This is a genomic window from Streptomyces paludis (assembly GCF_003344965.1).
Lineage (GTDB): Bacteria > Actinomycetota > Actinomycetes > Streptomycetales > Streptomycetaceae > Streptomyces > Streptomyces paludis.
On the sequence record NZ_CP031194.1, the window covers coordinates 8143132 to 8162679 of the forward strand.

General features: G+C 72.1%; 18 protein-coding genes. 9 read left to right on the forward strand and 9 right to left on the reverse strand.

Annotation, left to right across the window (positions count from 1 at the left end; translation table 11 throughout):
- Positions 1-5 precede the first annotated feature (5 nt).
- Positions 6-668, reverse strand: a complete 663-nt coding sequence (locus DVK44_RS35135; RefSeq protein WP_114664646.1) for a ThuA domain-containing protein — start codon at positions 666-668, stop codon at positions 6-8.
- 285 nt (positions 669-953) lie between these two features.
- Here DVK44_RS35135 and DVK44_RS35140 point away from each other — a divergent pair, with 285 nt between their 5' ends.
- Together DVK44_RS35140 and DVK44_RS35145 are read left to right on the forward strand one after the other, a co-directional pair.
- Positions 954-1196, forward strand: coding sequence for a hypothetical protein (locus DVK44_RS35140; protein WP_114664647.1), 243 nt, complete (start codon positions 954-956; stop codon positions 1194-1196).
- On the forward strand, positions 1196-1573 hold the full coding sequence (locus DVK44_RS35145) for a toxin Doc (protein ID WP_114664648.1): 378 nt from the start codon (positions 1196-1198) through the stop codon (positions 1571-1573). Before DVK44_RS35140 ends, DVK44_RS35145 begins: the two co-directional genes overlap by 1 nt.
- Before the next feature lie 45 nt (positions 1574-1618).
- On the opposite strand, the gene DVK44_RS35150 is transcribed toward DVK44_RS35145, so the two are convergent.
- From DVK44_RS35150 to DVK44_RS35160, 3 genes are all read right to left on the reverse strand, one after another.
- Positions 1619-2647, reverse strand: coding sequence for an ABC transporter substrate-binding protein (locus DVK44_RS35150; RefSeq protein WP_114664649.1), 1029 nt, complete (start codon positions 2645-2647; stop codon positions 1619-1621).
- 87 nt (positions 2648-2734) lie between these two features.
- Positions 2735-3676, reverse strand: a complete 942-nt coding sequence (locus tag DVK44_RS35155; protein WP_114665646.1) for an ABC transporter permease — start codon at positions 3674-3676, stop codon at positions 2735-2737.
- Positions 3666-4481: an ABC transporter ATP-binding protein gene (locus tag DVK44_RS35160; RefSeq protein WP_114664650.1), complete on the reverse strand. Its 816-nt coding sequence runs from the start codon at positions 4479-4481 to the stop codon at positions 3666-3668. Before DVK44_RS35160 ends, DVK44_RS35155 begins: the two co-directional genes overlap by 11 nt.
- Positions 4482-4697: 216 nt before the next feature.
- On the opposite strand from DVK44_RS35160, the gene DVK44_RS35165 reads away from it, so the two are divergent.
- The 4 genes from DVK44_RS35165 to DVK44_RS35180 all read left to right on the forward strand — a co-directional run bounded on the left by DVK44_RS35165 (position 4698) and on the right by DVK44_RS35180 (position 9083).
- The gene (locus tag DVK44_RS35165) at positions 4698-6380 is read left to right on the forward strand and encodes a sensor histidine kinase (RefSeq protein WP_114664651.1); all 1683 of its coding nucleotides are present in this window, start codon (positions 4698-4700) and stop codon (positions 6378-6380) included.
- Complete coding sequence (locus tag DVK44_RS35170) at positions 6377-7069, forward strand: response regulator (protein ID WP_114664652.1); 693 nt, start codon at positions 6377-6379, stop codon at positions 7067-7069. The genes DVK44_RS35165 and DVK44_RS35170 overlap by 4 nt, the downstream gene beginning before the upstream one ends.
- A 359-nt stretch (positions 7070-7428) precedes the next feature.
- Positions 7429-8445, forward strand: a complete 1017-nt coding sequence (locus DVK44_RS35175) for a dihydroxyacetone kinase subunit DhaK (RefSeq protein ID WP_114664653.1) — start codon at positions 7429-7431, stop codon at positions 8443-8445.
- Positions 8442-9083 (forward strand): DAK2 domain-containing protein, encoded by a 642-nt coding sequence (locus DVK44_RS35180; protein WP_114664654.1) that lies wholly within the window; start codon positions 8442-8444, stop codon positions 9081-9083. The genes DVK44_RS35175 and DVK44_RS35180 overlap by 4 nt, the downstream gene beginning before the upstream one ends.
- 59 nt (positions 9084-9142) lie before the next feature.
- Here DVK44_RS35180 and DVK44_RS35185 read toward each other — a convergent pair whose 3' ends face one another.
- Both DVK44_RS35185 and DVK44_RS35190 read right to left on the reverse strand, forming a co-directional pair.
- Positions 9143-13120, reverse strand: a complete 3978-nt coding sequence (locus DVK44_RS35185; protein ID WP_228447507.1) for a Pls/PosA family non-ribosomal peptide synthetase — start codon at positions 13118-13120, stop codon at positions 9143-9145.
- A gap of 112 nt (positions 13121-13232) precedes the next feature.
- Positions 13233-13922: a Tat pathway signal sequence domain protein gene (locus tag DVK44_RS35190; protein ID WP_114664656.1), complete on the reverse strand. Its 690-nt coding sequence runs from the start codon at positions 13920-13922 to the stop codon at positions 13233-13235.
- A gap of 564 nt (positions 13923-14486) precedes the next feature.
- Between DVK44_RS35190 and DVK44_RS35195 the strand changes: the two genes are divergently transcribed.
- Positions 14487-15137 (forward strand): DUF6230 family protein, encoded by a 651-nt coding sequence (locus DVK44_RS35195; protein ID WP_114664657.1) that lies wholly within the window; start codon positions 14487-14489, stop codon positions 15135-15137.
- Between the two features lie 2 nt (positions 15138-15139).
- A complete protein-coding gene (locus DVK44_RS35200) occupies positions 15140-15646 on the forward strand; it encodes a DUF6114 domain-containing protein (protein WP_228447508.1) in 507 nt (168 codons plus the stop codon).
- Here DVK44_RS35200 and DVK44_RS35205 read toward each other — a convergent pair.
- Positions 15631-16158, reverse strand: a complete 528-nt coding sequence (locus DVK44_RS35205) for a MarR family winged helix-turn-helix transcriptional regulator (RefSeq protein ID WP_114664658.1) — start codon at positions 16156-16158, stop codon at positions 15631-15633. The two genes, DVK44_RS35200 and DVK44_RS35205, sit on opposite strands and share 16 nt — an antisense overlap.
- 75 nt (positions 16159-16233) lie before the next feature.
- Positions 16234-17451: a cytochrome P450 gene (locus tag DVK44_RS35210; protein WP_114664659.1), complete on the reverse strand. Its 1218-nt coding sequence runs from the start codon at positions 17449-17451 to the stop codon at positions 16234-16236.
- A 279-nt stretch (positions 17452-17730) separates the two neighbouring features.
- On the opposite strand from DVK44_RS35210, the gene DVK44_RS35215 reads away from it, so the two are divergent.
- Positions 17731-18753 (forward strand): LacI family DNA-binding transcriptional regulator, encoded by a 1023-nt coding sequence (locus tag DVK44_RS35215; RefSeq protein ID WP_114664660.1) that lies wholly within the window; start codon positions 17731-17733, stop codon positions 18751-18753.
- Between the two features lie 30 nt (positions 18754-18783).
- Here the strand turns inward: DVK44_RS35215 and DVK44_RS35220 are convergent, their stop codons facing one another.
- Positions 18784-19491: a GH12 family glycosyl hydrolase domain-containing protein gene (locus tag DVK44_RS35220; protein WP_114664661.1), complete on the reverse strand. Its 708-nt coding sequence runs from the start codon at positions 19489-19491 to the stop codon at positions 18784-18786.
- Positions 19492-19548: the final 57 nt, after the last annotated feature.

Genomic DNA, 19548 nt, shown 5'->3' on the forward strand with positions numbered 1-19548 from the left:
GGCGGTCACTCCCGTCCGGCCGCGTAGCGGATCCCGCCGCGCAGATGGGCCAGGAAGACCGGGTCCGCGAAGGACTCCGCGGTGTGTCCGAGCGCGGTGTAGAACACCGGGCCGCCCATCCGCTCGTGACACCACACGAGCGGATGGTCCGCCCCCATGCCGCCGCCCGTGTACGACGACTCGTGAGCGCGGGCCAGCACACGTACGCCCGCGGGCACGGCGCGGAAGTCGTACCACTCGTCCGTGAAGTCCCACCGGGCGTCCAGATGGCGGGTGGCGGGATGGGCGTGGTCGGTGACCGCGACCGTGCCCGGCTGGAGGTCGGGGTGGCGGGCGAACCGGGCGCCGAGCAGCTCCCCGTAGTACGGCCAGTCGTACTCCGTACAGGCCGCCGCGTGGATCCCGACGAACCCGCCGCCGCCCGCCAGGTGCCGGCGCAGCGCGTCGCGCGCGGCGGGGGTGAGGACCTCCCCGCTGGTGGAGAGGAAGACGACGACCGCGCAGCGCGGGATCTCGCGCTCCAAGGCGGCCGGGTCCTCGGTGGCGACGCTCTCGAAGCCGTCCTCGGCCACGAGCCGGCCGACGGCCTCGACACCGGCCGGGATCGAGTCGTGGCGGTAGGCGGTGGTGCGGCTGTACAGCACCACACGCGGTGGATGGTGGGGCATGGCTCTCCCGTGGTGGACCCTGGCTGGACGGGCGGGCTCGGCATCCGTGCCGGAGAGGACAGGTGATGAGGAGCATAGACATCGTTCCCTACGGAAGATGTCGTTGCCAACCCCGTTCCGGAGGCAAGCAGCCCCTGGGCTGCCTCCATCGGACGCCACCGTCGCAGAGACCGGTTGCCCTACCTCCTCGCCGACGCCCCCATCGGCCTTCCGTCGGCACCCGGCCGGGAACTCCGGCGGGGGTGCCCGCTTCCCGGCGCGGTACCTGTTAGGTACCGTACGGGTATGCCATCACTCAACATCACCTTCACCGAGGACGAGCTGGAGGCGGTGCGCGCCGCGGCGTCCGCCGAGGGCAAGTCGCTCAAGCAGTACGTGCACGACCTCCCGCTGCGCGAGCAGCAGCGCCTCCAGTTCGTGCGGTACGCGGTCACCTGGGGCGAGCAGCACCGGAGCGAGTTCGACGAGGCGTTCGCCAACGAGGTGCCCCCCGCGGCGCGCGGCGGGCGGCAGGTGGAAGCCGCCTGATGCCCGTGGTGTACATCGACGTGGCCTGGCTGCTGGACGTACAGGAACAGGCCGTCCCGGAGGACGTCTCCGTGGCCGACTACTCGGCGCTCGTGGCCGCGGTCGCCCGCCACCGCACCCGTATCCCGCGCCCGGCGACCAGCGAGCCCGACGGCGCCTGGCGCGCCGCCGCCCTCATCCACACCCTGGTGCGGCTGGAGCCGCTGCCGTACCGCAACAGCCTGTTCGCCTGCCAGGTCGCCGCCGCGTACATGCACGCCTCCGGCGAGGGGATCGACCCGCCGTACGGGGCGCTCGTGGAGCTGGTCCGCGCCATCCAGGCCGGCAAGGCGAACGTCTACCAGGCGGCGGACCAGATCCGCGCCTGGCGCATCTGATCCGCCGCCCCGTCCCCGGCCCGGCCGGGTCCGGTCCGGTCCGGTCTACTTGGCCTTGTCGACGAACTCCGTGGTGAACGTCTTGCTCAGATCCACCTTGGCACCCTTGAGGTTCGGGTTGAACGCCCGCAGGACGCGCTCGACGGTCTCCGGTCCGTCGGCCGGCATCACACCGTCCGTGGTGAACATCGGCAGGGTGCTCTCGATGGCCTTCGCGTACAGCCCGTCGCCGCCCTGCGCGTAGTCGGTGGGCATCTTCGCCGCGATCTCCTCCGGGGAGTGCGTCGACATCCACTTCAGAGTCTTCACGAAGGCGTTGGCCAGCTTCTGGACCGTCTCCTTGTTCTTGTTCACCCAGTCGGTGTTCATGTAGAGACTGGAGGACGGGTACGGTCCGCCCAGCGCGGCCTTCGAGCCCTCGGGCGTCCGCATGTCGATGAGGACCTTGCCGAGCTTCTTGTCCAGGATCTGCGCGACCGTCGGGTCGGTGGTCATCCCGCCCTGGATCGAGTTCTGCTGGAGAGCCGAGATGAAGGTCTGGCCCGCGCCGACCGCGACCGTGCTGAACTCGTCCGTCCGCACCCCGTTCTTGACGGCGAGATACTTGGTGAGGAAGTCCGTGGAGGAACCGAGGCCCGTCACACCGAGCTTCTTGCCCTTGAAGTCCTTGGCCGAAGTGATCTCGGCGGCGGCCTTGTTGGAGACGACCTCCACCTCGCCGGAGGCGTGCGAGAACTGCACCACCGACTGCACGTGCTTGCCCTTCACCTGAAGGTCCAGCGTGTGGTCGTAGAAGCCGACGACACCGTGCACATCGCCGGAGACCAGCGAGGTCGTGGCCTGCACCCCGGCCGGCTCGGTCAGCAGCTGGACATCGAGGCCCTCGTCGGTGAAGTAGCCGAGCTTCTGCGTGAGCATCGCCGGCAGATAGATGACCTTGTCCAGGCCGCCCACCATGATCTTGACCTTGCCGCCGGAGCCCACCGCGGAGGAGTCGCCGCCGCAGGCGGTCAGGGTGGCGAGGGCGAGCACGGCGGAGACCGCGGCTGCCGGAAGTCTGAGATGAGTACGCATGTCACGTCCTTGTGATCGGGGCCCGGCGGGGTGTCCGCGGGCCCGGGGAGAGCGGCCGGGGGAGAGCGGCCGGGCGGTGGTGAGCGGTCAGCGGTCGGCGCCGGCTTCGGCGGGCTTCCAGCGGAAGAGGCGTTTCTCCAGGAAGGTCAGCAGCGCCTCGGCGAGCAGCGCGACAACCGCGAGGATCACCATCGCCGCGTACACCCCGGCCGCGTTGAACGTGCCCTGCGAGGCCGAGACCAGCAGCCCGATGCCCTTCGTCGCACCGATGTACTCACCGACGATCGCGCCGATCAGCGCGAAGCCGAAGCTGACATGGAGACTGGTGAAGATCCACGAGGTGGCGGACGGGATCACGACCTGAAGGGTGACCTGCCGGTTGGTCGCGCCCAGGATCCTGGCGTTGGCGACGAGATTGCGGTCCACCTCCCTGGCCCCCTGGAAGGCGTTGAAGAAGACCGGGAAGAAGACCAGCACGACCGCCGAGGCGACCTTCGAGGCCGGTCCCAGACCGAACCAGATCAGGAAGATCGGCGCCAGCACGATCCGCGGCAGCGCGTTGAGCACCTTGATGTACGGGCCGAGCACATCGGCCAGGAAGCGGACCCGGCCGAGCGCGATGCCCAGCACCACTCCGGCGGTCACCCCGATGACCCAGCCGAGGAGCGCCTCGTACAGCGTGTACCAGATCTGCTCCCACAGGGAGCCCTGCGGGGTGCCGTGCACCGCCCACTGGACGATCTGGTCCCAGATCTTCGACGGCATCGAGAAGTTGAACGGATCGATGACGGCCGATCTGGCCATCCACTCCCAGATCCCGATGATCGCGAAGAGCAGCAGGATCCGGGTCCCGTAGACCACGAACTGGCGGTTGCGGGCCGCCCGGGCCCTGGCCCGCGTCCGCTCGCCGCCGGCCTCCCCGCCCGGATCCGTCACGTCGCCCGCGCTCTTCCCCGTGGTCTTTCCGGTGGTGTTCCCGGGCGTCTTCCCGGCCGGCGCGGCAGGGTTGGTGACGATCTCAGGCGGCATCGGCGGCACCCCTCTCGCGTGTGATCCGGACCTCTTCGCCGAGCGAGGACCAGATCTCCCGGTAGATCTCGATGAAGCGCGGTTCGAGCCGTACGGACTCGACCTTGCGGGGGCGCGGCAGGTCGATCCGGAAGACCTCCTTGACCGTCGCCGGTCCGGCCGTCATCACGACCACCTTGTCGGCGAGGGCGATCGACTCCTCCAGGTCGTGGGTGACGAAGATGACCGAGGCACCGGTCCCCGCCCACAGGTCCAGCAGCTCGTCCGACATCAGCGCCCGGGTCTGCACGTCGAGCGCCGAGAACGGCTCGTCCATCAGCAGCAGTTCGGGGTCGTTGACGAAGGTCGCCGCCAGGGCCACGCGCTTGCGCTGGCCGCCCGACAGCTGGTGCGGATAGCGGTCCTCGAAGGACGACAGACCGACCCGGGCCAGCCACTCGCGGGCCCGCTCCCGTGCCTCGGCCTTCTCCACCCCGCGGAACCTCGGGCCCGCCATCACATTCGACAGCACGGTGCGCCAGGGGAAGACCGCGTCCTGCTGGAAGACGAACCCGGTCTTGTCGCCGATGCCGGTGACCGGCTCGCCGCCGACCAGCACCTCGCCCTCGGTGGGCTCCTCCAGACCGCTGACCAGGGTGAGAGTGGTGGACTTGCCGCACCCGGTGGGACCCACCACCGCGACGAACTCACCGCGTTCGACCGTCAGGTCCAGATCCCTGACGGCGGTATGGAGGTTCCCCGACGGGGTCCGGAATACCTTGCTCGTTCCCCGCAGCTCGATGGCGGGGCTCGTGTGGCTGCTCATGGACCGGGAGGCTAGGAGTGACCGGGACCACAGCGGCAGCCTTGTGGGCGCAACCCGTCGTTCTGCGCGCAAACCCCGTTCTGCTCGTTCTGCTCACGCCGGAACGACAAAAGAGCCGCACGGGGCTGGGCACCGGGGCCCCGGCGGCTTACGTTGCGTTCACCACGACATCGGACGGAAACACGGACGCCACCAGGGGCGGAGGGAGGAGAGCGGATGCGGATGCGGAGTCCCCGGCGTGTCTCCGCCGAGGTCCTGGCGGCGCAACTGGCCATCACCACCGGGGTGATGGTCCTCGCCACCTGTCTCTTCCTCGCCCCGCTCGGCTCCGAGCTGGACGACGCGGCCACCCACCGTGCCCTTTCCATCGCCCAGACCACCGCGGCCGACCCGGACATCGCCCGGGAGGTCCTCACCACCGTGCCGAGCAGCGCGGGACCGGTGCAGCGGGAGGCCGAGCGGATCCGCCGCGCCACCGACGCGCTGTACGTGGTGGTGATGGACACGCGGGGAGTGCGCTGGTCGCACACCACCACCGCCGAGATCGGCCGGCATGTCTCCACCGACCCGAGCGCCGCGCTCGCCGGCCGGGAGATCCGGGGGATCGACGACGGCACCCTGGGCCGCTCGGCCCGCGCCAAGGTGCCGCTCTACGACGACCGGGGCCGGCTCGTCGGCGCGGTCTCCGTCGGCATCGCCTACGACAGTGTGCGCGGCCGGCTCCTGGACGCCGTTCCCGCGCTGCTGCTCTGCGCCGGCGCCGCCCTCGCCGTGGGCGCGCTGGCCGCCGTCGCCGTCGCGCGCCGGCTGCGCCGCCGTACCCACGGGGTCGGCTTCGCCGACATCTCCGCGCTGCTCGACGAGCGCGAGGCCATGCTGCACGCCGTACGGGAGGGGGTCGTCGCCTTCGACCGCCTCGGCCGGATCCGGCTCGCCAACGACGAGGCCCTGCGGCTCCTCGGCCTCGACGCCGGTGCCACCGGCCGGCCGCTGGACGAGGTGCTCGCCCCGGGACGGACCACGGACGTGCTCGCGGGCCGTGTCGCGGGCACCGACCTGCTCACCGTCAGCGGCGGCCGGGTGCTGGTCGCCAACAGGATGCCGACCCGCGACGGCGGCGCCGTGGTGACCCTGCGCGACCGTACCGAACTGGAGCAGCTCGGCCGCGAACTCGACAGCAGCCAGGGCCTGCTGGACGCGCTGCGCGCCCAGGACCACGAACACGCCAACCGGCTGCACACCGTCCTCGGACTGCTCGAACTCGGCCGCCACGACATGGCCGCGGAGTACGTCGCGGAGATCGCCAGCGCCCACCGCGCCTCCGCCGAGCAGATCGCCGAGCGGGTGCGCGACCCGCTGCTCTCCGCGCTGCTCGTCGGCAAGACGGCCATCGCCGCCGAGCGCGGCGTCGAACTGCGGCTCTCCGACGCGACACTGCTGCACCACCGGGTGGTGGACGCGCGCGACCTGGTGACCGTACTCGGCAATCTCGTCGACAACGCGCTGGAGGCCGTCGCGGAGCGCCGCCGCGGCGATCCGTCGGCCGAGTCCCGCGTCGAGGTCGAGCTGCGGGCCGAACACACCACCGCCGTGGTGCGCGTCTGCGACACCGGGCCCGGGGTACCGCCCGAGGAGCGGGAGCGGATCTTCGTCGAGGGCTGGTCCACCAAACGGCCCCCGCCCGCCCCGGGGACCGGCGTCCTCCCGCGCGGCCGCGGTCTCGGCCTCGCCCTGGTGCGCCGGCTCGCCGAGCGGTACGGCGGCATGGCGCGGGTGACCGCCCGCGCGGGCGGGGGCGCGGTCTTCACCGTCGTCCTGCCCGAGGCGCTCGCCCCGTCCGGCACCGCGGGGGACGGACTCCCGGTGCGCCCGTTCACCGCCGCGGGGGAGCCACGATGATCGATGTCCTCGTCGTGGACGACGACTTCCGCGTCGCCGAGATCAACGCCGCGTACGTGGAGCGGACGCCCGGATTCCGGGTGGCCGCCCGCGCCCACACCGCGGCCCAGGCGCTGGCCACCCTGGAGCGATGCTCCATCGATCTCGTGCTGCTCGACCACTATCTGCCGGACGAGACGGGCCTCACGCTGATCCGCCGGATGCGGCAGCTCGGCCACCACGCCGACGTCATCATGGTCACCGCGGCGCGCGATGTCAGCACGGTCCAGGCCGCGATGCGCTACGGCGCGCTCCAGTACCTGGTGAAACCGTTCAGCTTCGCCGGGCTCGGCGCGAAGCTCGACGGCTACGCGGCGCTGCGCCGTACCCTCGACGGCGTCGGCGGCCGGGGCGAGGCGGGCCAGGACCAGGTGGACCGTATCTTCAGCGCCTTCAGGACGGCCGACGCGCCCCGCTCCGAACTCCCCAAGGGGCACTCCGCCGCCACCGTCGACCTGATGCGGCGGGTCCTGACGGGGGCCGAGCGGCCGCTCTCCGCGCACGAGGTCGCCGAACGCACCGGCGTCAGCCGCTCCACCGCGCAGCGCTACCTCAAATACCTGGAGCGCACCGGGCGGATCAGCCTCACCCTCAAGTACGGCGACACCGGGCGCCCCGAACATCAGTACACCTGGGCCACGGCTGTCTGACACCCCGGTACCACCGGTACCGGCGCGGGGTCCGGGGCGGGTCCGGGGCTGCCCGTTCATCGCAAAGGTCACCGAAAGGTGACTCTTCGACATTTACTATGTCCTGGCGATCACTTATGTGACTACCGAGTTGCGTCTGCACTAGGGCCTGTGTGGGGTTGTGATCTGGATCAGGGAGCGGGGCGTGGTGCGTGCGATCGCAAGGCGCCGGGAGGCCCTCGTAGCGGAGCTACTAGGGCATTTCGGCAACGCGGCGAGCGTGCGTGCCACGTCCCGCGAGCCCAGAGCACAACCCCACACAGGCCCTAGGGGCCAGTACTGCCTCCGGCCACCGAGCCCTCCGAAAGGACCTCCGCGCCGTGAACCATCTCTTCCTCCCCGAGGCCGACCCCGTCGGCGTATCGCTGCGCGGATTCGCGCGCGCCCATCCGGAGCTGGTCGCGCTCCACGAGGACCCGCTCTTCGTCACCGCGACCGACACCGACCCCGCCCGGCGGGTCGGTCTGCTGTCCGGCGGCGGATCGGGACACGAGCCGATGCACGCCGGATTCGTGGGCCGGGGCCTGCTGGACGCCGCGGTTCCCGGCCGGATCTTCGCCTCGCCGCACAACCGGCAGGTGTACGAGGCCAGCCGCGCGGTCGCCCGGGCCGAGGGCGTCCTGCACATCGTCAAGAACTACACCGGCGACCGGATCAACTTCGGGATCGCGGCCGAGCGGCTGCGGGCCGACGGCATCGCGGTGCGCCGGGTCCTCGTGGACGACGACCTGGCGACCGAGAGCGATCTCACGGCGACCGGCCGCCGGGGCACGGGAGCCACCGTCATCGTCGAGAAACTGCTCGGCGGCGCCGCCGACACCGGCCTGGGCATCGCCGAACTCGCCACGCTCGGAGAGGAGTTCGCCCGCTCCTCGCGCAGCGTCGCCGTCGCGGGCCGGGCCCAGACCTCGCCCTCCCTCGGCGGTGAGGTATTCGCCCTCGGGGACCGGGAGATCGAGTACGGCGTCGGCATCCACGGCGAGCGGGCCGCCGCGACGATCACCAGGCCACCGTTCGGTCACCTGGTCGAACGGATGACCGCGCAGGTCCTCGACGGGCTGCCCGGCACCGGCGACGGGGTCATCCTCCTCGTCAACGGTCTCGGCGCGACCACCCTGCTGGAGCTGTACGCCGTCCACGAGCAGGTCAGCGAGGTACTGGCACGGCGCGGGGTGCCGGTCGCCGGACAGCTCGTCGGCACCCACGTCCCCGCGCTGGACATGAGCGGCTTCTCGCTGACCATGACGGCGGTACGGACCGGCTGGCTCGCCTGGTGGCGGGCGCCGGCCCGCACCCCGGCCTTCCCCCACCCGCACTCCCAGGAGCTGAACGGATGACCATCGACCAGTCACAGGTACTGCGCACCTACGCCGAAGCCGCCCGCGTCGCCCACGAGGCACTGACCGCGCTCGACCAGATCTCCGGCGACGGGGACTTCGGGGACAACCTCTGCGAGGGCCTCGACCGGACCGTCGCCGCACTGGACGCGAGCCCCGAGGAACCGGCCGTGGCCGTGGCCGGCTCCGTCTTCCTCGACCAGGTCGGCGGTACGAGCGGCCCCCTGATCGGCCTGCTCCTCAGCGCCATCGGCCGCGCCCTCGCCGAGGCCCCGGACCCGCGGGCCGGCTGGGCGACGGGGGTGCGCGAGGGACTGGCGGCGATCCAGCGGGTGGGCGAGGCCGAACCGGGCGACCGGACGATGGTCGACGCCCTGGCACCCGCCCGCGACGCCCTCGCGGAGGGCGAGAAGTTCGCGGACGTCGCCCGCGCCGCGTTCGCGGGCGCGGCGGCGACGGCCGGCATCCGGGCCCGCCGCGGCCGGGCGTCGTACGTCGGTGACCGGGTCCTCGGCGCGCCCGACCCCGGGGCCACCGGGGTCGCCCTGCTCTTCTGGTCCCTCGCCCGGGTGGCCGAACCGGAGGCCGTCCTCGGCGAGGTAGGGGAGCTGGTGCCCGTCCCCGGCAGCGGCGCCTGACGGCGTGTCCTCCCGTACGGCGGCGCCTTCGGCCCGGCACCACCCCGGCCGGGGTGCCGTCAGCGGTTCACCGGAGCGCCCGGAGCGGTGACGGCGGGCTCCTCGGTGACGGCCTCGGCGGGGATGCCGCGCCAGAGCGTGCCCGGCACCAGCCGCTCGCCCTTCATCAGGAGCGACAGCGCGTCCAGCCGGACCCCCGCGCCCACCACCGCGTCGTACAGCACGACCGCGCGCGTACCGACACTCGCGCCGTCCTCGACCCTGACCACCGACATCTTCATCACTCGGTCCTCGAACAGATGGGTCTGCAACGACACGCGCAGCCCGATCGCGACGTCGTCACCGAGGTCCACGAGATCGAACTCGGTGAGGAAGGTCGTGCCGATCCAGGTCCGCCGGCCGATCCGCGCACCGAACCGGCGCAGCACCGGCGGCAGGAACGGCGTACCGATCAGGAGCCCCACCCCGGCCGGCACCGCCGCCGCCTCGTAGAGACCGGTGACGAACTCCGTACGCCGTACGAACAGGCTCCACAGCGGTTCGACCCGGGGCCGGTAGACCCCGACGACCAGCCACTTCGCCAGTGCGCAGCAGCCGATCACCGCCAGCGCCGAGGCCGCCGCGAGGACCGGGGCCACCAGCACGGGCACGACTGCCGAGGGAGCGCGCGCCACCGCGGAGAGCGCCGGCAGGAAGAGACAGACACCGCCGCCGAGCAGGGACGCGGGCAGGGTGGCCCGGAAGAACTCGATGGCCAGCCGCCGGCGCACCGCCGCGCGGCCCGGCCGGAACGTCAGCTCCTCGGGGAACGAACCGCTGCTCTGGCGCACCGGCAGCAGCATCGCGGGCGACCCCAGCCACGTGGAGCCCGCCGGCACCCCGTCCGGGGGCGGCACCGTACTCACCCCGATCAGGGAGCCGGCTCCGGTACGGGTGCCGGCGGGCACGACGGCGGCGTTGCCGACGAACGCCCGCCGTCCCACCTCCGTACGGCCGAACGAGACCCGGCCCGCGGCGAAGGTGGCCGCCCCGACATGGGCCATGTCCGCGACGAAGCTGCCCTCGCCGAGCGTCAGCAGATCCGGGTCCAGGTGCGCGGCCGTGGAGACCTCGGAGCCACGCCCGATCCGCGCGCCGAGCAGCCGCAGCCACGGCACGGTGTAGAGCGTCGCGTAGAGCGAGTTGGTGGTGGCGAGGCTCAGCTCCAGCAGCTTGTCGGCCACCCACTTGCGCACCCCGAGCCCGGAACGCACGGGATGGATCCCGGCGGGCACGCGCGGCAGCACCAGCCGTTTGCCCGCGGCGATCACCGCACAGGTCGTGAGGACGAACACCGGTCCGAAGAGCACGGCGGCGCCGACCGTCCCGGGGACGCCCCAGGCCGGCACCGCCCACCAGAACAGCGCGAGGCCGGGCACCACCGTCGCCGGCCCGGCCGCCTCCAGACAGACGAGACCGGCCAGCGCGGCGGCGGTATGGCGGGCGCGCCGGCCGCCCGGGTCCCCCGGCGCCCGGAGCAGGGCCTCGGCGGCGGGGCCGAGCGAGTCCACCGGGGACGGCGGTGAACCGGCCCAGCGCGCCCCCGCCGGAACGCTCTCGCCCCGGCCGACGACGGACTGCTCGCCGAGCCCGGCCCCCGCCCCCATCCGGGCGCCGGGTTCGAGGACCGCGTTGGCGCCGACGAAGGCGCGCGGACCGATCTCGATCGGCGCGACCGTCACCCAGCCGTCCGCCACCCGCCACGGGCTCAGCGAGACGCCGTACCCCACCGAGGTGTCACCGCCCACCCGCAGCAGGGCGGGCAGGGTGATCGCGCTGGTGGCGATCGTCGTACGGGGCCCCACCCGCGCGCCGAGCAGCCGCAGATAGCCGGCCATCAGCGGGGAGCCGCTCAGCACCGGCAGCGGACTGACGCCCAGGAGCGCGTTGACCGCCCACAGCCGGAGATAGGTCCGGCCCCACAGCGGATGGCGGCCCGGTGCGATCCCCGCGGCCAGCGGACGGACGAGCAGCACCGGAACGAGCCAGCGCACCCCGAGATAGCCGGTCAGCGCGCCGACGGCCAGCTCGGCCGGGAACCGGTCCAGGGACCCGCCGCCGTGCGCCGCGTACACATACGCCACCGGCAGTGTCAGCGGGAGCAGCAGCAGATACAGCATCCCGGCCTGCGCGGCTCCGGCGGCCGCGATCCGGCGGGTGCCGTGCGTCAGCGGCGCCGGGCGGGGCGGGGCGGTGCGCCGCGCGGTGTCCGCCGGGGCGTCCAGCCGCGCCGCCAGGCCCCGTACGGTCGGATGGGCGTAGAGGTCGCGCAGCGCGGCGCCGGCGCCGATGCCCCGGCCGCGCAGCAGCGACACGGCCCGGGCCGCGAGCAGCGAGTGGCCGCCGAGGTCGGTGAAGAAGTCGGCCTCGGCCGACAGCGCGGCGGGCTCGATGCCGAGCACCTCGGCCCAGACGTCGCGCACCCGCGTCTCCAGCGCGCCGCGCACGGGCACGACCTCGCCGCCGCCCACCAGCCGCCGGCCGCTCGGGGCGGGCAGCCGGGCGCGGTCCACCTTGCCGCTCGCCATGGTGGGCAGGGCGGGCAGCACATCCAGACAGGACGGCACCATGTACGCGGGCAGCCTGCGGCGGAGCCGTTCGTGGAGCCGGCCGGCCAGGGCGTCGTCCGGCTCCGTGCCGCCGGGCGCACGGACCACATAGGCGGCCAGTACGCTTCCGGCCGGTACGAGCGCGGTCACCGCCTCGGCCACTCCGGGGTCCTCCAGCAGCACGCTGTCGATCTCGCCGAGATCGACCCGGTATCCCCGGATCTTCACCTCGGAGTCGGCCCGGCCCAGGAACTCGATCTCCCCGCCCGGTGTCAGCCGGCCGAGATCCCCGGTGAGGTAGAGCCTGCCTCCGCCGGGCGCCAGCGGATGGTGGATGAACCGCTCGGCGGTCAGCTCCGGCCGTCCGACATAGCCCCGGGCCACCCCGGGCCCGCCGACACAGATCTCTCCGACGGAGCCGTCCGGTACGGGCCGGTGCCGCTCGTCGAGCAGCACCACCGCGTAGGTGGGCAGCGGTGTGCCGATGGTCACGGCGCGGCCCGGCCGCAGCTCCGCCCAGGTCGCGGTGACGGTGGCCTCGGTCGGACCGTACGTGTTGAGGATGCGGCGCCCGGGGCCGCTCCACCGCTCGACGAGCTGCGCGGGACACGCCTCGCCGCCGACGACGATGCTGCGTACGCGCGGCAGATCGTGCGGGATGGTCTCCAGCAGGGTCGGCACGCAGTACAGCACCGTCACCTCGCGGTCCGCCAGGAACGCGCCGAGTTCGGCACCGAGCCGGCCCGAACCGCCGGGGCCCGCGACGAGGGTCGCGCCGACCGACCAGGTCGGCCAGATCTCCTCGATGGAGAAGTCGAACGAGATGGTCATGCCCTGGTACACCCGGTCGCGCGGCCGTACGTCGTACACGCGCGGGACGACATCGAGGAAGTTGCAGATGCTCGACTGGGCGATCTCCACTCCCTTGGGCCGCCCGCTGGAGCCGGAGGTGTACATGATGTACGCGACGGGGTCGGGGTCGCCGTCCGGATTCCCGGGCGGGGTCCGGGGCGGCCGGGAGGCGGGTGCGGCGGCCAGCTCCCGGGCGCACGTGTCCAGCGCGACCACCCGGCACGCGAGCCCGTCCAGCGCGGGGGCGAGGCCGGACACCGTCAGGACGAGATCGACCGCCGCGTCCCGCGCGATCCAGGCGATCCGGTCCGGTGGGGACGCCGGATCGATCGGTACGAAGGCGGCACCGGCCTTGCCCGTACCGAGCAGGGACACGTACATCTCGACGGACCGGGGCACCAGCAGCGCGACCCGGGACCCCCGGCCGATACCGAGCCCGCGCAGATGGTGGGCCAGCCGGTTGGCGCGGGCGTCCAGCTCGGCGTACGTCAGTGTGTGCGGTCCGCACTCCAGTGCGGTCGCCGCGGCGGCGCGGTCACAGGCGGTTTCGAAGACGAGGCGCAGGTCTCTGCCCCCGCCGTCCGTGAGCGTGGCCATGCCTTCCATGCGAACACCGATCACCGGTGGCCGCACCTCTGGGCCGTACGGGCGCGACCGGCGGCCACCGGGACGCGGGGGCTGTCCCGATGGCCGCCGGGGCCGTGGTGGATCAGTTGACGAACACGGCGGGGCTGCCGGACTGGCTGGTGTCCCGCACCGGCCCGTAGACGGCGGAGAAGTAGCTGGAGGCGGGGCAGGTGATGGGCCCCGACACCCGGGTGAAGAGCTGGTTGGTGAAGGTGATCGTGTTACCCGTGTTGGAGGTGGTCCCGTTGAGCCCGGTGCTGGTGTAGCCGCAGGTCGTCACACCGAGGATGGTGTTGAGCACGACCGTGGTCTGGATGGCACCGGAGGTTCCGGCGGTGAGGGTGAGCGCACCGGCGGAGGTGGCCGCCGCGACATGCGGCAGGTTCTGAAGGGTGATGCTCTGGACGCCGGTGGTGCCCAGGATGTTGCTCGTGCAGCCGGAGAAGGTGTGGGCCGTGACCGATTCGGTGGCGGTGCCGGGGGCGGCCGGATTGGTCGCGACACTGGCGGTGAACTGCGAGGCGGTGCAGGTGATTCCGGTGGAGCCGCCGGAGGTGGTGCGGATCGCGACGGTCGTACCGGATACCAGCGAGGCGGTGAGCACATCACCGATCGCCACGGCGTCGCCGCCGGCGCTGCCGTAGGTGAGGACGTTGTTCGCGGCGTCGGCCGAGCCGGTGGCGGCGACGGTGGCGGAGGCGGTGCCGGTGGCGAGAAGCGCGGCGACGGCGGTGAGGCCGGCGGCGGTGAGGGCGGTACGTCGTGCACCCATGCGAAGTCCCTTTCGCGAGCGGAGCGTTGACAAGGCGGTGAAGAGGAGAGCCCGGAGCCGGTGGAGAGGGGCCCGGAGCCTGCCCGGCGGACGCGGCCCGGCCGCGCGAGCGGTGGAGGAGAGGTGTGGAGCGACGGCCCGGACCCGGGGCCGGACGGGGGAGGGTGGGTACGGAACGGATCCAGCGCCATGGATCCGTTCCGCAGCGCGACGAGCGCGTTCTCGGCAGGAAACCCAAGAGCGTTGTAGACCTGTCCGAAGCCCTGAGTCAAGGGTTCGCGAAGGAAGTGGGCGAGAAAGGTTACCCACGGTACCCAGACGTCAGAGGCGTGGTCGCGACCGCGGACCGAGGGCGTCGGGACCCGGTGGAGGAGGGTTGACCATGGGAACAACACACAATTTCCACAAGGGAGTTGACCCACACGATACCTGAGAGTAACTTGACGGCCACTCCCACGGCAGCGCCGTCGCCCGTACGCGGAAGCCCAGTCGGCGCCGGGAGTGTCCGCGCCAGGACCCCGCCGCGCAAGCTCGTTCCGGTCACCACACCTTCAGGAGCAGCTCATGGCCACGTCCGAACACACCGGCGGTGAATCGCCCGAGAGACCCGCACCGCGGGGAAGGGTACGGCTGCGCAAGGCGGCGTACATGGGAGTTCCCGCCTTCGCCGTGGCGGCCACCCTCGTGGCGCTCACCGCGCAGGGGGCCATCGCCGCCCAGTTCGCCATCTCCGGCATGCCGTTCGTCGTCGCCGCGGACCGTCTGGAGGCGGACGGGTTCGAGCAGTTCGGCGCGCTGGACCACATGGCGCCGAACAGCCCCAACGCGGGGGACACCGGCGGCCAGGTCCTCGTCGTGGTCTCCGCCATCAAGGAGGCGAAGCTCACCAAGCTCTGCCAGAGCGTTGAACTCGGCGGCACGTTCCTGCACATCACCGCGGGCGACAAGGGCACCCCCGTCACCGCGACCGACCTCACCACCGACTCCACCGTGCTCACCGGCGGCGACGCCCGCTTCACGAACATCGAGATCGGTGGCGACTCGAGCGAGTTCAACAAGGCGAACGTCCCGGGGGCCAAGGGCGGGCTCGGGGTCTTCGGCCAGCAGGCCGACACGGTCGTCATCGACAAGCTGCGGCAGACCAACTGGGCCACCACGGCGGCCAAGTTCAGGCTGCCCAACCTCCATCTCCGTTTCAGTTCGAAGGGCTGCTGAGCGTGGCCTCCGCCGCGCAGGGCTCCCCGGCCGGGGCGGCTGTCCCGGCCGGGGAGCCCCGGCGGCCGCGCGGCTTCGCCGCCTGGCGCAGCCGCCGGCCCTTCTGGGGCGGGCTCCTGCTGCTGCTCGGCGGCGGCGAGATCCTGCTGACCGAGCAGGCGTCCATCTCCGTCATGCTGCACGCGGGGGCCGGTGGCATCGCCGCGTATGTGCTGCCGCTGGTGATGGTGGTGTGCGGGGTGCTGATCATCACCAACCCCGAGCAGCGGCTGTTCTACTCGATCGTCGGGGTGCTGTTCTCGCTCGGCAGCTGGGTCACCTCGAACCTGGGCGGCTTCTTCGTCGGTCTGCTGCTCGGTGTCATCGGCTCGTCCATGGCCTTCGGCTGGCTGCCCGACCAGGAGCCGCGCCAGTGGCGGCGGCGGAAGGCAGGTAAGGATCAGCTGTCCGGCGAGGATCAGCCGACCGGTAAGGATCAGCCGACTGCCACGGATCAGTCGGTGAACTGAGGCCCGGTGGCTTCGACCTGGCGGGCGTAGCCGTCCATCAGCCGCTGGAGCACGGCGGCCGCGGTGGCGATGTCCGCCTCGTCGAATCCCGTCAGCGCCCGCTGGATCGCGGCCCGGTTGGCATGGCGCAGCCTGGTGAGCAGCGCCGTGCCGGCCTCCGTGATCGCCACCCGGCGCGCCCGGCCGTCGAGCGGGTCCGCTGTGCGCTCGACCAGCCCCTGTGACTGAAGCCGCGCGATCTGCCGGGTGACATGGGAGGGCTCCACCATCAGCCGGTCCGCGAGATCGCCCACCCGGCCCACCCCGTCGTGCGCGTCCAGGGCGAGCAGCAGATGCACGTCCGAGCGGCGCGCGCTGACCCCCGCCCGGGAGATCCGTTCGTCGTGCGCCCGGGCGCGGGTGAGCAGATAGGCCAGCGAGGCCAGCGTCATCTCCAGCTTCGCGACGGCCCCTTGGGGCGCGGTGGCGTCGGGGGCGGCGTCCGGTACGGCGGATCCGGCGGTGTCCGGCATGGGGGAACTGTAGCCGCCCGCGGGGCCGGCGGCGCCCCGCTCCCGCCGGCCGCCGTGCTCACCGGGCCGCCCCGCTCACCAGGCCACCGGGAGCGCGTGGACGCCGTACACCGACATGTCCGTACGGAACCGGATGTCGGTGATGGGCACCGTGAGCCGCATCTCCGGGAGCCGGCGCAGCAGTGTCTCCAGCGCGATGCGCAGCTCCAGCCGGGCCAGCGGCTGGCCGAGGCACTGGTGGACACCGAAGCCGAAGGCGACATGGCGGCGCGCGTTGCGGGTGACGTCGAGGCCGCCGCCCGAGGCGAAGACATCCTCGTCCCGGTTGGCGGTGTTGAGCAGACACAGCACGCCCTCGCCCGCGGGGACGGTGACGCCGCCCACCGTGACGTCCTCGACGGCCACCCGGGGAAGGCCCTTGTGGACGATGCTCAGATACCGCAGCAGCTCCTCGACGGCCCCGTCGATCAGCCCGGGATCCGCGCGCAGCCGCTCCAGCTGCGCCGGCTCGCGCAGCAGGGCGAGTACGGACAGCGCGGTCATGTTCGCGGTCGTCTCGTGGCCCGCGATCAGCAGCAGCACCCCCATGGCGGCCACGTCGTCGCAGTCGAGTTCGCCACGCTCCAGCAGCCGGCTGATGAGTCCGTCGTCGGGGCTGCCGCTCTTCTCGTGCGCCAACCGGGTGAGATACGCGGTCAGTTCGCCCGCCGCGGTCCGCATCTCGTCGGGCGTCGACGCCTCGTTGATGAGGGTGTTGCTGCGGCCCTGGAAGAAGTCGTGGTCCGCGTACGGCACACCGAGCAGCCGGCAGATCACCAGGGACGGCAGGGGCAGCGCGAACTCCGCGACCAGATCGGCGGAGTCCCGGCCCGCGGTCATCCGGTCGAGCAGCTCGTCCGCGAGGCGCTGCACCTCGGGACGCATGGCCTCGATCTTCCTGACCATGAAGTCGGCGGTGAGCATCCGGCGCAGCCGCGCGTGCCCGGGGTCGTCCATCCGGATGAAGCTCGTCCTGCCGACGGAGGTCTGTTTGCGCCCCTCGCTGAGGAACGGGAAGCCGGGGCGGTCGGCGCGGGCGCTGAACCGGGCGTCGCCGAGCACACTCCTCACGTCCTCGTACCGGGTGACGAGCCAGCACGAGGAGCCGTCCCACAGGGTGACCCGGGTGACGGGTGTCTCCTCCCGCGCGCGTTCGTACGCGGGCGGCGGGGCGAAGGGGCAGCCGCCGCGCGGGGCGGGTGCGGTGAGGGCGGGCGGGTACGGGAGGTCCGGGGAGTGTTCGGTCACGGTCATGGTGGGGGGCTCCTTCGCACACGACGAGGCGTACCGAATTACCTGACAAAGGCAATTAACTCTCGGTCACGCTAACGCGCGCCGCGCGGGGGCGGGAAGGGGTGGGGAGCGGACGGCTCCACTTTGGCCGGTTATGGTGCGCGCCATGGGGTGGCCCACTCCGGCCGGGGTGTCGAAGCGCTTCGATCCGCCTATGGACAGGTCACAAGCGGGCGGACTACCCTCGGTGGCCAGCGTGTCGAAGCGCTTCACCCCACGCCGCCCGCCTTGGAGAGCCGAATGGTCACCCTCGCCGATGTAGCTCAGCATGCCGGAGTCTCCGCCAGCACGGTGAGCTATGTCCTCAGCGGCAAGCGGTCGATCTCCGCCACCACGCGGGAACGTGTCGAGCGCAGTATCGAGCAGCTCGGCTACCACCCCAACGCCGGCGCCCGCGCGCTCGCCAGCAGCCGGTCGAACATCATCGCGCTGATGGTGCCGCTGCGCACCGACATGTACGTCCCGGTGATGATGGAGATCGCCATCGCGGTCGCCACCACCGCCCGTACCTTCGGCTACGACGTCCTGCTGCTCACCGGCGAGGAGGGGCCCGCCGCCGTCCGCCGGATCGAGGGCAGCGCGCTCGCCGACGCGATGATCCTCATGGATGTCGAACTCCACGACGACCGGCTGCCGTTGCTGCGCGCCGGCCGGCGCCCCGCCGTCCTCATCGGGCTCCCCGCCGACACCACCGGACTCAGCTGTGTGGACCTCGACTTCGCCGCGGCCGGCGCCCGGTGCGCGGAGCATCTGGCCGGACTCGGCCACCGGGAGATCGCGGTCATCGGCGAGGCCCCCGGTGTCTACGAACGGCTGACCGGCTTCGCCGAACGCACCCTGAGCGGACTGCGCGAGCGCAGCGGCGAACTGGGCCTGCGGCTGCTGCACCGTCCCTGCGAGAGCGGCTACGCGGCCGTCTCCGCCACCGTCGGCCGGATATTCGACGAACGCCCCGGCACCACCGCCTTCGTGGTCCAGAACGAGGCGGCCATCGACCCCCTGCTCTCCCTGCTGCGCCAGCACCGCAGGGCCGTTCCCGAGGACATCTCGGTGGTCGCCATCTGCCCGGACCAGGTGGCCGTGCAGGCGTCGGTCCCGCTCACCTCCGTCTCCGTACCGGCCCAGGAGATGGGGCGGCGCGCGGTGGAGCAGGTCGTCGCGAAGCTGGCGGGCCGCTCGGCCGACGAGGTGGTGCTGATCGCGCCGGAGCTGACCGTACGGGAGAGCGCGGGCCCCCGGTCCGTCGCCGGGGACCCGCTGTAGAGCAGTGCGCGACCGGTCGCGGACGCGCGGTCAGCTGCTGGAGACGGAGAAGCTGTTCGTGACGTAGTCGAGCCCGCCGGAGGACGAGGTGATCTCGTACCCGAACTGGACGTCACCGATGGTCACATTGCCCCACCAGCCCTTGGTGTCCTTGATCCACTTCAGGATCGGCAGCACATCGACCGTGCCCGAGGTGGAGTTCGAGGTGCGCAGGAACGAGAACACCTCGTTGGAGCCGTTCGACCCCTTGTAGACGGTCCAGGTGTGACCGCCGAGGGTCAGTGTGCCCTGAGAGGTACCGAGCGGGCCGACCGCGCCCCGGTAGTTCACCCAGAGCATGATCTCGTAGTTGTAGTTGCTGTCCCAGATGTCGTACGACGTGTTGTAGGCGCCCGAGGACGGCACGGTCACGTTGTAGCTGCTCCTGAGGGAGGAGAGCGAGTTGAGCGGCTTCCCGACGATCTTCTTGGCGTTGGGGTACGACTTGATGCCGCCGGTGTTGGGGTGGTTGGCCCATACCCCCCAGTTCGACGAGGAGTTGGCCCAGATGGTCTGCGAGCCGGCGCCCGAACCCCAGATGTTGTTGTAGAGGATGTAGTTGTCGGACGTGGTGTAGTTGCCCCACTGGTCCGACGAGGACCAGATGGCGGCCTGGGCGGGCGCGGCGGCGAACCCGACGAGCGCGGCGAACGCGACCACCGGGGCGAGCAGCAGCCTGCCCGGAGTACGGAGTTTCATGGCGTCCCTTCCATGGTGGGGGGATGTGGGGGTGGTGGGGGGTGGGTTGAGGGGGTG

Coding starts and splice junctions, on each gene's coding strand:
- DVK44_RS35135 (WP_114664646.1), bottom strand. CDS start 668: ATGCCCCACCATCCACCGCGTGTGGTGCTGTACAGCCGCACCACCGCC.
- DVK44_RS35140 (WP_114664647.1), top strand. CDS start 954: ATGCCATCACTCAACATCACCTTCACCGAGGACGAGCTGGAGGCGGTG.
- DVK44_RS35145 (WP_114664648.1), top strand. CDS start 1,196: ATGCCCGTGGTGTACATCGACGTGGCCTGGCTGCTGGACGTACAGGAA.
- DVK44_RS35150 (WP_114664649.1), bottom strand. CDS start 2,647: ATGCGTACTCATCTCAGACTTCCGGCAGCCGCGGTCTCCGCCGTGCTC.
- DVK44_RS35155 (WP_114665646.1), bottom strand. CDS start 3,676: ATGCCGCCTGAGATCGTCACCAACCCTGCCGCGCCGGCCGGGAAGACG.
- DVK44_RS35160 (WP_114664650.1), bottom strand. CDS start 4,481: ATGAGCAGCCACACGAGCCCCGCCATCGAGCTGCGGGGAACGAGCAAG.
- DVK44_RS35165 (WP_114664651.1), top strand. CDS start 4,698: ATGCGGATGCGGAGTCCCCGGCGTGTCTCCGCCGAGGTCCTGGCGGCG.
- DVK44_RS35170 (WP_114664652.1), top strand. CDS start 6,377: ATGATCGATGTCCTCGTCGTGGACGACGACTTCCGCGTCGCCGAGATC.
- DVK44_RS35180 (WP_114664654.1), top strand. CDS start 8,442: ATGACCATCGACCAGTCACAGGTACTGCGCACCTACGCCGAAGCCGCC.
- DVK44_RS35185 (WP_228447507.1), bottom strand. CDS start 13,120: ATGGCCACGCTCACGGACGGCGGGGGCAGAGACCTGCGCCTCGTCTTC.
- DVK44_RS35190 (WP_114664656.1), bottom strand. CDS start 13,922: ATGGGTGCACGACGTACCGCCCTCACCGCCGCCGGCCTCACCGCCGTC.
- DVK44_RS35195 (WP_114664657.1), top strand. CDS start 14,487: ATGGCCACGTCCGAACACACCGGCGGTGAATCGCCCGAGAGACCCGCA.
- DVK44_RS35205 (WP_114664658.1), bottom strand. CDS start 16,158: ATGCCGGACACCGCCGGATCCGCCGTACCGGACGCCGCCCCCGACGCC.
- DVK44_RS35210 (WP_114664659.1), bottom strand. CDS start 17,451: ATGACCGTGACCGAACACTCCCCGGACCTCCCGTACCCGCCCGCCCTC.
- DVK44_RS35215 (WP_114664660.1), top strand. CDS start 17,731: ATGGTCACCCTCGCCGATGTAGCTCAGCATGCCGGAGTCTCCGCCAGC.
- DVK44_RS35220 (WP_114664661.1), bottom strand. CDS start 19,491: ATGAAACTCCGTACTCCGGGCAGGCTGCTGCTCGCCCCGGTGGTCGCG.